Genomic DNA, 15,441 nt, shown 5'->3' on the forward strand with positions numbered 1-15,441 from the left:
TTTTAAGCAAGGTACAAAAAAGAATGAAATATATTACAAAATTATTTCTTTACACTCTCAATTATCACCTTCAAAAATCCATTAAAATCAAATCCCTGATCTTCTTCTTTCAAACCCATTCTCACAATTACCATATCCAGAGATGGAATAATCGCTACCATTTGTCCTTGGTATCCGCTGCAATAAAACATATCACGAGGAACATCCGGAAATTTCCCTCCAGCGTTTAACCAAAATTGCGCTCCATAAGCACCTTTAGAAGTATTCGTAGGTGTTGCAGAATATTTTACCCAGCTTTCATCTACGATTTGTTCTCCGTTCCATTTTCCTTTATTCAAATATAATAACCCAAATTTTGACCAATCGCGAGCTGTTGCCCAAGCATAAGAAGAACCAACAAAAGTTCCCGCCATATCTTGCTCTACAATCATCGAATTCATTCCGATTTTATCAATTACAGCGCTGTACCAAAAATCAAGATATTCTTGTTGGGTTTTAAACTGACTTCTTAAAATTCCCGACAATAAATTGGTTGTTCCTGATGAATAATTCCAATGTGTGTTGGGTTTAAACTGAGCCGGTTTTTCGCGTTGTACTTTTGCCATATCTCCAGACTGAAAAAGCATAATAGTAGCATCACAAATTTTACTGTAATTCTCTTCCCATTCTAATCCTGAATTCATATGCAGCAAATCATTTATGGTGATAATTTTACGATCGTCATTTTTCCATTCAGCAATTGGAGCAGGTTTATAAATATCTATTTTTCCTTGTTTGACCAAAACCCCAAAAGCCGAACTTGTGATGCTTTTAGTCATCGACCAACCTAAAATTTTACTGTCTTTATTAAAACCAGTATCATATTTTTCACCAATCAATTTATCTTTATATAACACCACAACAGCACGTGTTCGCTTTAATTTTCCTCCATTTTTATCAAAAGAATCATCGATTGCTTTATTTAATTTTGAGTAATCTACATTTGAAAACAAAGTGTCTTTCGGCTCCTTATTTCCATAAGGAAAAGCAAGGTTATTCACTATTTTAATTCGTTTGGGAAGTAAATAAGGTTTCGAAATATCATAATCCTCATCAATTAATGTCGCGCCTAAACCTTCACGGTAAATCGCTTTTCTTTCTTTTAAACCATAAACTGAAGATGTTGTAAATTTTCCGGCTTCATTAATTGTATTGGATGCCAAATCCATTAATGGAATATCATTATCTGTTTTTTCGATTAAACTTTTCGATCGCTGATCTAAAAAATGTCCTGAAGCAATACTTTTGGCTGAAAATCCTGAGATTAATTCAAGTTTTGGATAAGTGGTGAATCCAAAATAAAAAATAACAATAAACAAAACAAGCAGAAGTAACTTTATGATTTTTTTCATATTCTCAAAAGATATTTTTACTGCAATATAAATAATTTATCTTCACCATTTTAGGATCAAATTTATATTTTGAATTCACATAAATTATAAATGTGCTCAAATTTTTTCAGAATTAATCTTCAAATCTTCTATTGATAGCACCATAAAAGGAAATTATAGTTTTGATGGATAAACCAATTTAGTTTTAGTACTTTTGTAGATAGAATTTTTCTAAATAAGACATGCTAGATATCCAAAAAATAAGAGATGATTTTCCGATACTTTCGGAAAAAGTAAACGGAAAACCTTTGGTTTATTTCGACAACGGAGCAACTTCTCAAAAACCACAAATTGTGATCGATGCGATTGCAACCTATTATCAGGAAATAAATGCTAATATTCATCGCGGTGTTCACACACTAAGTCAACTGGCAACTGATGCTTACGAGATTTCAAGAGTAAAAATACAACATCATATTAATGCGAAGTTCTCTCATGAAGTACTTTTTACTTCGGGAACAACACACGGAATCAATTTGGTAACCAATGGTTTTGCTTCAATTTTAAAACCTGGCGACGAAGTAATTGTTTCCTCTTTAGAACATCATAGTAATATTGTGCCGTGGCAAATGTTATGCGAAAAAACCGGAGCGACTCTTAAAGTTATTCCGATGAACGAAGATGGTGAACTGATAATGGATGCTTTTGATGCTTTGCTATCAGAAAAAACAAAAGTGGTTACGGTAAATCATATTTCGAATGCACTAGGAATCATCAATCCTATAAAATACATAATCGAAAAAGCACATGTTGTTGGTGCTGCCGTTTTAATTGATGGTGCGCAAGCTGTTCCGCATTTAAAACCTGATGTTCAGGATTTAGATTGTGATTTTTATGCTTTTTCAGGACATAAAATGTGCGGACCAACAGGAACCGGAATTTTATACGGAAAAGAAGATTGGCTAAACAAATTACCTCCTTATCAAGGCGGTGGAGAAATGATTAAGGAAGTGACTTTCGAGAAAACAACTTATGCTGATCTTCCTCATAAATTTGAAGCCGGAACACCAAATATAGCTGGCGGAATTGTTTTAGGAACTGCCGTTGATTATCTAAATAACATAGGTTTTCATAACATTCAAAAACAAGAAGAAAAATTATTAGAACACGCTACAAAACGTTTACTGGAAATTGAAGGTCTAAAAATTTACGGAACCGGAAAAAATAAAGCTTCTGTAGTTTCGTTTAATATTGACGGAATTCATCCTTACGATATTGGTTCTATTATCGATAAATTAGGAATTGCGGTTAGAACAGGGCATCATTGCGCACAACCCATTATGAACTTTTTCTGCATTCCCGGAACCATTCGTGCTTCATTTTCTTTTTACAATACAATAGAAGAAATTGACATAATGGTTGAAGCAGTTAAAAAGGCAAAAACTATGTTAAGCTAAAAAAACTATGAGAACACTATCTTTATTACTCTTAACGATCTTTATCGCAACAAGTTGCTCAAGCCAAAAAACGACTGATATGACAGCAACACAAATGGAATATTCTGCAGTTTCACGTGGCTTTTATAAAAAGATAATTGTTCAAAACAAAACAGTTTCAGTTATAAATGGTAAAAACACTGAACCAATAGAAAGCAAAATAGACGATGCAAAATGGAAACAGATTGTAGCTGAATTTGAAAAAATCGACCTAGAAAGTATTAAAACTTTAAAAGCCCCAACAGAAAAACGTTTTTATGACGGTGCTGCAATTGCAAATTTAAAGATAACTAAGAATCAGCAAACGTATGAAACCTTGGGTTTCGACAATGGTACTCCCCCAAAGGAAATAGAAAAATTGGTAAATTTGCTGGTTAGTTTTACGAAAGAATAATTATGACAATAAAAGAAATACAAAACGAAATAATAGATGAATTTTCGATGTTTGATGACTGGATGCAACGTTATGAATACATCATCGAATTAGGAAAAAGTCTTCCGTTGATTAAAGAAGAATACAAAACAGAAGAGAATTTAATCAAAGGATGTCAATCGAAAGTTTGGTTACAAGGGGAACAAAATGACGATAAAATTGTATTTACGGCAGATAGTGATGCAATTTTAACCAAAGGAATTATCGCCATTTTAATTCGTGCTTTCTCTAATCAAAAAGCAGAAGATATTATAAAAGCCGATACTGAATTTATTGATGAAATAGGTTTAAAAGAGCATTTGTCAGCAACACGCGCAAACGGATTGGTTTCGATGATAAAAAATATCAAAATGTACGCTTTGGCTTTTGACACAAAAAATAAAAATTAATTTTCTTTTGCCGTGAATTTCACGAATTAACACGAATACTTTAATCACAATACCTAATTCGGGAAATTTGTGAAATTCGTGGCGAAAAAAAACATAAAAACAAAAAAAATGGAACAAGAAATAGACACAAACGAATTAGGAGAATCAATTGTAAAAGTTTTAAAGAGCATTTACGATCCGGAGATTCCTGTTGATATTTATGAATTAGGATTGATTTATGACGTAATGGTAAATACAGATTACGAAGTAAAAATCCTGATGACATTAACATCTCCTAACTGTCCGGTTGCGGAAAGTTTACCAAGAGAAGTTGAAGAAAAAGTAAAAACAATTGAAAACATAAAAGATGTTGATGTTGAAATTACTTTTGATCCGCCCTGGAGTAAAGATTTAATGAGCGAAGAAGCAAAATTAGAATTAGGAATGCTTTAATAAAAGTATACAGTTTACAGTCTCAGTTTTCAGTATTTAACTGTGACTGAGACTGTAACTGCAAACTAGAGAAAATGGAAGAAATAATCAATAAAGTTGCAAATAGTGCTTTAGAAGTATTTGATCTGGAGGATTATTATCCAAAAGGAATACGTACTCAAATTGACATTTCGCAATGGCTTTTAGAAGGTTTTTTATTAAAAGAAAAAGACTTTAGAGAACACTTAAAAAATCATGACTGGTCACAATATCAAGATCAGTATGTTGCTATAAATTGTAGCACAGATGCTATTGTTCCTGCTTGGTCTTCAATTTTAGTAGCAATTCAATTGGCACCTTTTGCAAAAAAAGTAGTCAACGGAACAATCGAAGATTTAGATTCAAGTTTATATGAAGAGATTTTAAGTAAACTCGATTATTCTGAATACAAAAACAAACCTGTAATTGTAAAAGGCTGTTCTAAAAAACCGGTTCCAACTCGTGCTTATATTTTAGCAGCAACTTACCTGCAACCTTTTGCAAGAAGTATAATGTATGGGGAAGCTTGTTCAGCAGTACCATTATACAAAGAATCTAAGAAATAACTTTCTTTTAGACCCAATAATCCCGAACCTTTTGACGGTTTTTAGTATATTTGTTCTTACATATTTAAACTATATACCATGAGAAAGCTAACGTTATTACTTTTTATTTTAGCGAACTTAACTTTTGTTCAAGCCCAAAATTCGGAAAAGGAATTAATTCAGAATACTGAAAAAGCAGTAAAGAAAATAAACGATACTATCGAGGATGAAGGCTGGAAAGCAAAAGGAACGGTTTCTCTTTTATTAAATCAGTCAAGCTTTAATAATTGGATTGCCGGAGGTGAAGATAGTTTCTCAGGAACTTTAGGAATCAACTATGATTTCAATTACAAAAAAGATGATATTACCTGGGACAATAAGGTTTTAGCTTCATACGGACTTTTACAAACTAAAAATGCCGATTATGAAAAAAAGACTGATGACCGTCTGGAATTCAACTCAATTTTTGGAAAAAAAGCTTTTGGACAATGGTATTATTCTTATTTCCTGAATTTCAGAACTCAATTTTCAACGGGTTATTTGTATGGAAAGGATGCGAACGGTAAAGAAATCAGAACTGAAAATACTCAATTCATGTCTCCTGGATATCTTACCACAGGTCCTGGTATTTACTGGACAAAAGATGATAATCTAAAAATAAATTTTGCGCCTTTAACTTCTAAATTTACTTTTGTAGATGGCGCTTATACTTCAGGAATCGATCAGGCAACTGGTTTACCGTATGTAGATGGAGATTATTTTGGTGTAGATGCCAATAAAACAATGCGTTACGAATTGGGTTTCTATGCATCGGTTTATTACAAATTAGCCATTATGACGAACGTAACTGCTGAAAACACATTGAACTTATATTCTAATTATTTAGAAGATCCTCAAAATGTAGATATTAATTACTCTTTGAATATTATCATGAAAGTAAACAAATTTTTATCTGCCAATTTATCCTTTCAGGCAATTTATGATGATAATGCTTTTAGTGGTTTTCAAACCAGAGAAGTATTTGGTTTAGGAATTAATTTTGGATTTTAATCTGAAACTGGAAACTGCTTATATTTTACCGCAAAGAACGCTAAGTCTTTTATAAGTGAGTTATATAAAAACAAAGTTCGCAAAGCTAAATCTATATAGCTTTGCGAACTTTGTGTTTTATGAAGATACATTAATATAATCTTAGCGTTCTTTGCGGTAAAGTTAATTTATTCCTGATCTTCAGAATCTTCTTCTTTTTCGATTGCATCTTTATAATCCGGATACAAAAACTTATTATAAGGAAATCTTGTAATATGAATCTGGCGAACTGCTTCGTAGACTATTTCTCTAAATTCCTCAAAGTTTTCTTTTTGTGTAGCCGAAATAAACAAGGCTTTATTCTGACCTACATTACTCATCCAGGTTTGTTTCCATTCCTCAAGCGTGTAATGTCTTCTTGTTTTCTCTGTAATTAAATCATCTTCGTCAATTGTCAAATGTTTGTAGGCATCAATTTTATTAAAAACCATAATTGTTGGCTTATCATTACTCTTGATTTCTAATAAAGTTTGATTTACAGATTCGATATGATCTTCAAAATCAGGATGCGAAATATCTACAACATGCAACAATAAATCAGCTTCACGAACCTCATCTAATGTACTTTTAAATGAATCTACCAATTGAGTTGGCAGTTTTCTAATAAAACCTACAGTATCTGATAGCAAAAAAGGTAGATTTTTAATTACCACTTTTCGAACTGTTGTATCTAATGTTGCGAATAATTTATTTTCAACAAAAACATCACTTTTACCTACAGCGTTCATCAATGTCGATTTACCAACATTTGTATAACCCACTAAAGCCACACGAACCATAGCCCCACGATTACTGCGTTGAACACCCATTTGTTTGTCGATCGTTTTTATCTTGTCTTTTAAGAGTGCGATACGATCACGAACAATACGTCTGTCTGTTTCAATTTCAGTTTCTCCAGGTCCACGCATACCAATACCACCTTTTTGGCGCTCAAGGTGCGTCCACATACCAGAAAGTCTAGGCAATAAATACTGACATTGAGCCAGCTCAACTTGCGTTCTTGCATAGGAAGTTTCGGCTCTTTGTGCAAAAATATCCAGAATAAGGTGCGTTCTGTCTAAGATTTTACAATCTATAATTTTAGAGATATTTTTTTGTTGTGATGGTGATAATTCATCATCAAAGATTAAAGTCGATATGTCGTTTTCTTTTACAAAAAGATTGATTTCTTCTATTTTCCCTGTTCCAACAAAAGTCTTCGGATTTGGGCGTTCCATTTTTTGCGAAAAGCGCTTAATAACTTCTCCTCCTGCGGTAAAAGTCAAAAACTCTAATTCATCAAGATATTCATTAAGTTTTTCTTCACTTTGATTTTGAGTCACAATACCAACAATGGCAGTTCTTTCAAAATTTATAATTTCTTTTTCTAACATAGCTTTGAATAAGGTGCAAATTTAATGATTTGTAAGGTACTAACGCTTATAGAATTTTGTTTTTAAGTTCTATTTAAGAAATTAGTCTTTTCTATAAAACAGAAAACCATCTAAAATCTAAGAATAATAAGAATTTAATCTCATATATATCTTAATTTTAAATGGTCTGAAATATTTTAAAAAGCGATTTATTCGTAAATAAAAGTCTTTTCAGTTTTTACAATACCGTTTTCTTCAACTTGTGAACAAGAAATTGGATAGTTTAATTTATTGTATTTAAATTTTCTGCTCACAGCTACTAAAACAGCAGATGATGGACTAAAATTCATTTCGTTATTATACGATATTGCTTCAAAACTAAATTCATCTTCATGATAAGAAATCATTGGTACAATTACTTTATAATTATCCCCAAATAAGCTCTGAACAATTAAAGCATCAACAGATTTTTTATCATCAAAAGTATATGTTTTAGATATTTTATCACCAACTAAACCTTTGTGTTTGGCAACATTATCATTGATATAAACGTATTCAATTTTACCAATTATTGCTTTGTTTCGATCTCTGGTAGTACGTCTTACAATGATACCGTTTTCGACAATGTATTCAACATCATCAACAATATTCTGGTGATTTGTACTTTTTTTAGTGATTACTTTTACTCTTGCTCCTTCATATCCAAAAGTTACCGTTTTTGTGATGTAATCGTTTCCTTCCTGATACTTTTTTACAAATTTTGTAATGTTATTGTCCGCATCATAGGAGTAGTTTACGACTTCTTTCCAGTCGCTTCCAACTTTGTCTTTTACGGTCATATCCAACAATCCTTTTGTATTGTAAAAAAAATGCTGAACGACATCTGAGGTCGTGATAGTTTGTATTTTTCCTTCTTTAAATACAACGGTTTTATTTACAATTTCGCCGTCTTTAGAATTTTGGTAATTTGTTTTTACAATGTTGATTTGTTTTAATCTAACAGGAGCATTTTGATCCTGACTGTGCAACAAGCATGGAAAAACCATCATCATGATGGCAATAAAGTAGGTTTTCATAGTTTTTGTATCAATTTGGGATGACCAAAATACAAAATTCAATTAAATTTTAACAGTTTAAATCCTAAAAACAATTCACTATTAAATTATCACCTAAAAATCAGCACTTTAATTTAATTTTTAAAAATTCAATGGCTTATTTTTCTCCAAAAATTTTAACATCATCAACCATAAAAGCACCATTGAGTGTTTTGTCTTTACCTGATCCAATGTATTTAAATGCAATATGAATATTTCCGGAATAAGATGATAAGTCAATTCCTCCTGAACTTATAAATTGACGTGTTGGTGTTGATAATGAAGGTAAATTTGCTTCTAATTTTGTCCATTTCGCTTTCGCGATATTTGATCCGTTAAAATTTTCTGATATATACACTTCAAGAGAATTTAAAGGAGAATCAACTTTCAAATCATGCTGAGCACTTCTAAAAGACAGCACTGCATTTTTATAACCATTCATATTGATTTTAGGAGTCACCAACCAGGCAATATTTTCGGCGGCTGTTGTACTCGTAGTATTGAACTCTGCATATCCATTTCCGGCATACAGCATACTTTTCCATATTTTTGAAGCTTTCTCTACAATGTTACTCCAACCCGGCAGCGTGAAGTTTACATTATTCTTCACCGATTGAAAATCTTCAGCAAAAAACGGAACAGTTCTTTTTCCGTTCATTACCAAATCTTTTTCTGATCTGATCATCATTTGATAATCTGATCCAAATTTTGTCACTATTCCTCTCACTTTTCCGCTTCCCTGAGGAACAATATTATCTGCAAAACCAGCGTAACTGCTTGTTCTGAAAATAATTTGATTCCCTGTTTTATCGCGCAAATTCCAATTGGTTGCTCCTCCCACATTATTTGATTCTTCAAAATAATGACGACCAATTGCTTCTTCAGAAAACTGAACATCGGTTAACTCTATCAAAGTATTTAAACGATCATCTTTTAATGCTTCTTCAATAGAAACGGACTTAACCAACTGGCTTTCATCAATAACAACACATGAAGCATTCAGAACATTTTTATAATCATTTTGCGATACTCTTCCAATTGTTGGATCACCGGAATTACTCACATATAGGCTTCCCAGTCTTAAACTTCCAAAATATAGGTCTGTAAATTGATTTTTAAGTTTTATATAGACTTTGTTTCCAATACGAAAGTCAATATATGTATTCGAAACATCAACAGGAACACTAAATCCAATTGCTGGTATTTGATCAGTCGCTAATGTTTGAAAAGAAATCGCCTTAAAAAAATTACCACCTTCATCACTGGATACAACATAAGCTTCAATTACATCATTGAAACTATATTGTTTAGGTACTGAGCCGGAAAGATCCTTCACTTTTTGAACTGTTTGATTTACTGCTAAATTAGGTTGTGTACATTCTAATTTTGGAATTTCAACTTCATTATTACAACTATAAAAAAGGAATGACAGGAAAGCATGAAAGGTGATTAGTAATTTATTTTTCATTATAATTTATGTTTTAAAAATTTATAAACTGATAGTAAGATTCATGAAATATGTTCTTCCGTAACCATAAAAATATTTGGGACCAAATGATGGTGTTTCACTCGACACATCCTGATTAAGTGCCCTGAAATTAGCATTTCGGGCTTGTTCAAAACCTCCCGTTTTATAAGTAAGTCCCAGAACATTATTTATACTTGCAAAAAGTCCGATGTATTTTCCTGAAACACGCCAAGATTTACCTCCTGTAAGATTTAGTAATGAAATTGGATCAAATTTTTCTTGTTTTAATAAAGCTGCGGCCCGGTTCTCTGTAGCTTCAGGAAACACGAGACCACTAATTGGATTTTTATAGAAACGAGCTGTTCTGGCAATAGGCGAAACATCAATATAACTTTCGGTCATATAATTAATATTTGCTCCCAGCCACCAATATTTTGGATCTCTGTATTCTAATCCAAGCGAATAAGCCTGTTGTGGCATACCTGGTTGTTTATAGCTTTTAAGATAAGATTCTCCAAAATCAAAAGTGGTTTGTATATCTCCTTTCGCAGCGTTTGCATCGTTTGTAATCGAAACATTTGGATTACTATTATAGGTATAATTACCATAAGCAACAGATAAGGTTGTTTTTATGGTAGATGAAATTTGATATTCAAAACTTAATTCTGCTCCAATATTCTTCTTATCTAAATTTGTTAAAGTCTGACTTACAAATGCATCTGTATTATTATAGCTTGCCCCTCTGTCAAAAATTCCTTCTGCATAAAAGAAAGAAGTTTTAGTGCTGTTTTTTATCAACGTATAATAAATCGTTGTGCGAATTTTAAGTTTAGGGGAGCGAAAGACATAGTTACCTTCGGCACTTGTGATATTTTCATTTTCAATTCCGTCAACAACTGAATTATTTAAACGGGAATTTGCAAAAGTATTTCGAAGGGATGGCGCTCTGGTAAGATGCATTCCGTTGAAAAAAAGCCATTGTTTTCCTGAAATTTTATAGGTGAATCCGCCTTTAAAACCAAAATTCTCGAAATTTACTTTCTGGCTTTTACCCAGAGAACTTGTTGAATAAATTCCGTTTTGATACAAACCTTGTCTTTGATAATTTGAAATCGAATACGATTGTCCCACATAAAAATCGACCTTATTATAACTAAATTTAAACTGTGTAAAAGCATCAATTGTCGTAGCCAGCAAATTATAATTGTATCCGTAAATATCTCCTTTTTTAACCTGCCGATTTGGATTTTGTAAATCCGATTGTGCCTGATCTCCACTATAAAAAGCATCAATATCTGTAAAATATTGACCTCCCAATAAATCTAAAAGATATTGAAATTGATGTGATTTCAGATTTCTAAATGTCATTCCGCCATCAAAACTGCTATTGTCTGTTATTTGAATATTTAAGTTTGTATTGGCAGAAAAAGTTTTGTCATCTGTTCTATCTTCATACAAAACATAATGACTTTGTGAAGGTTGATACCCTATAATTTTTCCATTAGAATTTAATATTGGCTTCTGATTCGCCTGATAGATTTCATCCCATCTAATTTGAGGATTTTCCAGAAATAGTCTTTTGTTTTGTTCTGCACTTACATAATCCGGAGTGAAATCTCCAGAAAGCTCTCCAATATCTTTTCCATAAAGCGAAGTATAATATCCGGGTAATTTTCGATAATAAACAGGATCAGGGCTATTTGCATTTTGGTAATCAATCGTGCTATTTCCTATTTTCCCAAACTGATACATTAGAGTCGAATTAAGATTTGCTTTTTCATTTATCTTAAAATAATGATTTAGCATTGCTAAAGGCTCTTCGACGTTTTTTACTCTTGCATTTCGTTTTTCTCCATTTTGATAACCCCAATATGAATTGTATTTTTCGTTGGTTAATTGTGTTACTTCATTTGTATTTGCTGAATTTTTCCCTCTGGAACTAGGGGTATAAAATCCTGTAAAATTTAAAGAATGTTTGTTGCTTAATTTCTTTTCCAAGCTAACAAAAAATGATTCTGCATTAAAATTGGTTCCTTCAAAATAACCTTCATTTCCTAATCGTTTCCCTGCTGAAATTACATACGCCCAACCTTTAGAATTCATTCCTGAAACATATGTACCATTGGCACGCCAGTTATAAGAGGTATTGCTTGCTGAAAAAGTAAGCCTTGCTCCTTTTCTATACGCCGAAGCACGGGTCGAAATTTGCTGTGTGCCCAATATCCCTCCAAAAGTGTAATTTGAAGCTGCTGCCCCAACAGAGAATTCCTGATTTCTAAGCACATCATTCAAACCTCCCCAATTACTCCATTGTGGCCTTCCGTCATAAATTTTATTCATGCTCATGCCATTGAGCATCATAGTTCCGTTTTCACTGTCTAAACCCCGAACCCTAAACCTTGCCTGTCCCCAATTGAAAGCTGAAGATTGCATAAAAGCATCTTTTGAAGATTGCAAAAGTCCTGAAGTCATCTCTGATGAACTATTATCATCAGACAAATCGCTGTCTAACAATGTGATTAAAGCTGCAGGAATCTCCAGAGAAAAATTATCTTCTAATTGTAATATCCCGAGATTAACTTTTTGTTCAGAATTTGAATTTATTTTTAATAATAAATCTTTATATCCCTGACTATGTAATAGTAATAACTGTTCTCCTTGTATGGAAGAATGTAATTCAAATTTTCCGTTTGTATTGGTAAGTTGTGTAATAGAAGAATTCTGAATGCTTATCACAATATTTTCCAAAGGATTTTGTGTCTTTGCATCGATTACTATTCCTGAAAAAGTAGTTTCTTGTTGTGCAAAAGCAATTCCGAAAGACAATAAAATAAAAACAAGTGTGTATTTTTTTTCCATGAAAAACCAATTTACTTTGATCAATAATTTTCAGATTAAATTGCTTTGGCTTTCAAAACATTTTAAATTGTTATATCAAAAGATAAAATTGGTCTTTGGAAAAGACTTATGGTATATTCAAAATCTATTATAGAATTGATTTCAAAAATCAAATATAGACAAAAAACAATAATAAAGTAATTTCTTGTTAAATTTTATTTAATAAAAAAGCTTTATAACAGTTTCAGTTAATTAAAACTGACTTTAATTTGTCTTTATCATAAAATTTGCTCAATCTACAGACAAAAAAAGAATTTACTTTTTATTCCGTCGTTCTAATTTTAGAAACCATAAAGGCAATCAGTACACCAAAAATTCCGATAAAGGCAAAAGAGAACTGAAGTCCAAAACTTTCAGCAATATGCCCAATAACCGGTGGTCCCATTAAAAAGCCCAAGAAACTTACGCTTGAAACAATTGTCAGCGCTTCTCCCGGAGGAACGGTTGGATTTTTCCCTGCCATACTATAAACTGTAGGAACAATTGTAGCGACTCCTAAACCTACAAGCATAAAAGCAATTGTACATGGTATAATATAAGGTAGAAAAACTGCGGTAAAAAGTCCGGCAGAAATCATGACACCACTAATTTGCATAACGCGTTCGCGGCCAAATTTATTAATCATTCCGTCGCCTAAAAATCTTCCGCTGGCCATCATAATCATGAATGAAGTATATCCTAAGATTACTAAAGCTCCGGGCGCTTTTACGATGTCCTTGAAGTAAACGCCGCTCCAGTCAAACATTACACCCTCGCTCGCCATACTGCAAAAACCTATTACGCCAAGCCATATTAATGCGCTGTCCGGTTTTACAAAAAGCTTTTTCTTTTCAGAAGTTTTATGTTTTATTTTTTCTTTGGCTTTGACTAAAAATTGAAAATTGAAAGCAACCATTAATAATACAATTCCGCCAACAATTAAGAAATGATGAAAAGGTGTCAGTTTTAATGTTAACATTCCTAAACCAACCAAAGCCCCGGTAAATCCGGCAAAACTCCACATACCGTGAAAAGAAGACATAATTGTTCTCTTAAAAAGTACCTCAGTATAAACACCTTGTGTATTAACAGCAATGTTCGCTAAATTTCCAAAAATTCCAAAAAGGAACAATCCCAATGATAATTTCAAGGCTGATGTGGCTAATCCTAAATTTGCCAAACATAGAACATACATTATCAATGAGAAAACCAGAATTCTGTGACTACCAAACTTGGTAACCATCTTTCCTGAAAAAGGCATAATAATTAATTGTCCCATTGGAAGGGCAAAAAGAATTGACCCCAAATCACCTTCGGATAAATTTAGTGCACTTTTAATGTCCGGAATTCTACTCGCCCAGGTTGCAAAACTTAATCCCATTCCAAAATAAAACATTCCCACGGCAATGCGAATTCGGTTTAAATAAGAAGCTTTTGCTTCTCTGTAAACTTTCTTGATTTTACCTTTGGTTTGAAATAACGATAGTGGATTGAAACTTATCAAAGTGATGCTTTTTAGATTTGATAGTATAAAAGTACTAAAAAGCAACTTTATAGACTATAGAACCCTACTAGTTACTAAATTTATAACGTTGTATGTTTATAAATTCTTTTTTGAAGGGGCAAAGTTTTTTTAAAGGTTCTAAAGTTCTGAGATACTAAGTTGCTAAGGTTTTTATTTGTTCGCATAAAAAAAGACGCACTGCTGTGCGTCTCTAAAGAAATCTTCATATCTTTAAGATAAAACCCGCGAAAACCAATTTCATCCGTAAAACCATGTGCTAACTTTCTAAAAATTAATAACTTTTTGCTGTGTATGGCTTGCAATGGCAGCTTCTATAATTTGCATTACTTTTACTCCGTCTTGTGCTGTAACTGGTTCTATTTTGTTATTTGCAATTGAGTCATAAACGCCGTCAAAAAATGAAAAATAATTGCCCTGAAGTGTTGGGATTTTTTCTCTGATTTCTTTTCCGTCAATTTCAGTATGTAAAAGCCCTTTTAAGGTTTCAGATTCTGTTCCCCAGGATTCTAAGTTTGGTTTTTTACCAAGCTTTAAATCATCTTCCTGAACATCCCCGCGAGGTTTTAGAAAAGATCCTTTTTTACCATGAATGGTGTACGCAGGATTTGCTTCTCTAACAAAAAAACTTGCTTTTAGCCTAACTCTGAAATTTTCATAGATTAACAATAAATCAATCCAGTCATCTACTAAGGAATTCTCTCTTGTATAACGAATATCTCCAAAAACCGATTTTGGAGAACCAAATAAACAAACAGCCTGATCGATTAAATGCGGCCCTAAATCTTTTAGAATTCCAGCACCATCATTTACTGTTTCCTTATGTGCTTTTGGACTTAATAATGGATTGTATCTGTCAAAATGAAATTCGGCTTCTACCAAATCTCCCAAAGTTCCTTCGTTAATTATTTTCTGAACGGTTTTAAAATCACTATCCCATCTCCTGTTTTGGAAAACAGCTAATTTTAATCCTTTTTCTTTAGCAATTGCGCTTAACTCTTCGGCTTCAGCAACGGTTGTTGTAAATGCTTTTTCAACAACAGCATGTTTTCCTGCCAATAAAACTTTTTTTGCATATTCGAAATGGGTTCCAACAGGTGTATTTACAATTACCAAATCGACATCATCTGCCAATAAATCCTCAATAGAAGGATAACTTTTTACAGATGGATAATCTGCCTGAATTAATTTTTTACTTCTTTCCCAAGAACCTAAAAGTTCAAATCCAGGGTGAATATCTAAAAACGGAGCATGAAAAACTTTTCCCGACATTCCGTATGATAATAGTGCTGTTTTTATTTTTTTCATTTTGTATTATTTTGTTTTGCCACAGATTAAAAAAGATTATTTTTCGCC

Annotated in this window: 13 protein-coding genes; 6 read left to right on the top strand and 7 right to left on the bottom strand. The window is 32.5% G+C overall.

Annotated features, from left to right (window positions below):
• Nucleotides 1-41: 41 nt before the first annotated feature.
• Complete coding sequence (locus BXU01_RS04810; RefSeq protein WP_083691968.1) at nucleotides 42-1,391, bottom strand: serine hydrolase; 1,350 nt, start codon at nucleotides 1,389-1,391, stop codon at nucleotides 42-44.
• A gap of 221 nt (nucleotides 1,392-1,612) precedes the next feature.
• On the opposite strand from BXU01_RS04810, the gene BXU01_RS04815 reads away from it, so the two are divergent.
• The 6 genes from BXU01_RS04815 (at nucleotide 1,613) to BXU01_RS04840 (ending at nucleotide 5,733) form a co-directional block, all read left to right on the top strand.
• Complete coding sequence (locus BXU01_RS04815; protein WP_083691969.1) at nucleotides 1,613-2,827, top strand: aminotransferase class V-fold PLP-dependent enzyme; 1,215 nt, start codon at nucleotides 1,613-1,615, stop codon at nucleotides 2,825-2,827.
• A gap of 79 nt (nucleotides 2,828-2,906) precedes the next feature.
• A complete protein-coding gene (locus tag BXU01_RS04820) occupies nucleotides 2,907-3,260 on the top strand; it encodes a hypothetical protein (RefSeq protein WP_255373707.1) in 354 nt (117 codons plus the stop codon).
• Between the two features lie 2 nt (nucleotides 3,261-3,262).
• Nucleotides 3,263-3,688, top strand: coding sequence for a SufE family protein (locus tag BXU01_RS04825; protein WP_083691971.1), 426 nt, complete (start codon nucleotides 3,263-3,265; stop codon nucleotides 3,686-3,688).
• Nucleotides 3,689-3,796: 108 nt separating this feature from the next.
• Nucleotides 3,797-4,120: an SUF system Fe-S cluster assembly protein gene (locus BXU01_RS04830; protein WP_055097577.1), complete on the top strand. Its 324-nt coding sequence runs from the start codon at nucleotides 3,797-3,799 to the stop codon at nucleotides 4,118-4,120.
• A gap of 74 nt (nucleotides 4,121-4,194) precedes the next feature.
• Complete coding sequence (locus BXU01_RS04835) at nucleotides 4,195-4,704, top strand: DUF2480 family protein (RefSeq protein ID WP_083691972.1); 510 nt, start codon at nucleotides 4,195-4,197, stop codon at nucleotides 4,702-4,704.
• A gap of 78 nt (nucleotides 4,705-4,782) precedes the next feature.
• A complete protein-coding gene (locus BXU01_RS04840; RefSeq protein WP_083691973.1) occupies nucleotides 4,783-5,733 on the top strand; it encodes a DUF3078 domain-containing protein in 951 nt (316 codons plus the stop codon).
• A gap of 167 nt (nucleotides 5,734-5,900) precedes the next feature.
• Here BXU01_RS04840 and hflX read toward each other — a convergent pair whose 3' ends face one another.
• The 6 genes from hflX to BXU01_RS04870 all read right to left on the bottom strand — a co-directional run bounded on the left by hflX (nucleotide 5,901) and on the right by BXU01_RS04870 (nucleotide 15,393).
• Entirely contained in the window at nucleotides 5,901-7,145 is a 1,245-nt protein-coding gene (gene hflX / locus BXU01_RS04845) for a GTPase HflX (RefSeq protein WP_083691974.1), read from the bottom strand.
• 188 nt (nucleotides 7,146-7,333) lie between these two features.
• Nucleotides 7,334-8,200 (bottom strand): hypothetical protein, encoded by an 867-nt coding sequence (locus tag BXU01_RS04850; protein ID WP_083691975.1) that lies wholly within the window; start codon nucleotides 8,198-8,200, stop codon nucleotides 7,334-7,336.
• A gap of 136 nt (nucleotides 8,201-8,336) precedes the next feature.
• The gene (locus BXU01_RS04855; protein WP_083691976.1) at nucleotides 8,337-9,686 is read right to left on the bottom strand and encodes a DUF5689 domain-containing protein; all 1,350 of its coding nucleotides are present in this window, start codon (nucleotides 9,684-9,686) and stop codon (nucleotides 8,337-8,339) included.
• 21 nt (nucleotides 9,687-9,707) lie between these two features.
• A complete protein-coding gene (locus BXU01_RS04860; protein WP_083691977.1) occupies nucleotides 9,708-12,545 on the bottom strand; it encodes a carboxypeptidase-like regulatory domain-containing protein in 2,838 nt (945 codons plus the stop codon).
• Between the two features lie 301 nt (nucleotides 12,546-12,846).
• Complete coding sequence (locus BXU01_RS04865) at nucleotides 12,847-14,067, bottom strand: MFS transporter (RefSeq protein WP_083691978.1); 1,221 nt, start codon at nucleotides 14,065-14,067, stop codon at nucleotides 12,847-12,849.
• A gap of 285 nt (nucleotides 14,068-14,352) precedes the next feature.
• The gene (locus tag BXU01_RS04870) at nucleotides 14,353-15,393 is read right to left on the bottom strand and encodes a Gfo/Idh/MocA family oxidoreductase (RefSeq protein ID WP_083691979.1); all 1,041 of its coding nucleotides are present in this window, start codon (nucleotides 15,391-15,393) and stop codon (nucleotides 14,353-14,355) included.
• Between the last annotated feature and the right edge of the window lie 48 nt (nucleotides 15,394-15,441).

Origin of the sequence: [Flexibacter] sp. ATCC 35103 (assembly GCF_001975985.1) — a bacterium.
GTDB lineage: Bacteria > Bacteroidota > Bacteroidia > Flavobacteriales > Flavobacteriaceae > Flavobacterium.

What these genes read in the sequence shown, in the direction of transcription:
- BXU01_RS04810 (WP_083691968.1), bottom strand. Translation starts at nt 1,391, where the DNA reads ATGAAAAAAATCATAAAGTTACTTCTGCTTGTTTTGTTTATTGTTATT.
- BXU01_RS04815 (WP_083691969.1), top strand. Translation starts at nt 1,613, where the DNA reads ATGCTAGATATCCAAAAAATAAGAGATGATTTTCCGATACTTTCGGAA.
- BXU01_RS04820 (WP_255373707.1), top strand. Translation starts at nt 2,907, where the DNA reads ATGACAGCAACACAAATGGAATATTCTGCAGTTTCACGTGGCTTTTAT.
- BXU01_RS04825 (WP_083691971.1), top strand. Translation starts at nt 3,263, where the DNA reads ATGACAATAAAAGAAATACAAAACGAAATAATAGATGAATTTTCGATG.
- BXU01_RS04830 (WP_055097577.1), top strand. Translation starts at nt 3,797, where the DNA reads ATGGAACAAGAAATAGACACAAACGAATTAGGAGAATCAATTGTAAAA.
- BXU01_RS04835 (WP_083691972.1), top strand. Translation starts at nt 4,195, where the DNA reads ATGGAAGAAATAATCAATAAAGTTGCAAATAGTGCTTTAGAAGTATTT.
- BXU01_RS04840 (WP_083691973.1), top strand. Translation starts at nt 4,783, where the DNA reads ATGAGAAAGCTAACGTTATTACTTTTTATTTTAGCGAACTTAACTTTT.
- hflX (WP_083691974.1), bottom strand. Translation starts at nt 7,145, where the DNA reads ATGTTAGAAAAAGAAATTATAAATTTTGAAAGAACTGCCATTGTTGGT.
- BXU01_RS04850 (WP_083691975.1), bottom strand. Translation starts at nt 8,200, where the DNA reads ATGAAAACCTACTTTATTGCCATCATGATGATGGTTTTTCCATGCTTG.
- BXU01_RS04855 (WP_083691976.1), bottom strand. Translation starts at nt 9,686, where the DNA reads ATGAAAAATAAATTACTAATCACCTTTCATGCTTTCCTGTCATTCCTT.
- BXU01_RS04860 (WP_083691977.1), bottom strand. Translation starts at nt 12,545, where the DNA reads ATGGAAAAAAAATACACACTTGTTTTTATTTTATTGTCTTTCGGAATT.
- BXU01_RS04870 (WP_083691979.1), bottom strand. Translation starts at nt 15,393, where the DNA reads ATGAAAAAAATAAAAACAGCACTATTATCATACGGAATGTCGGGAAAA.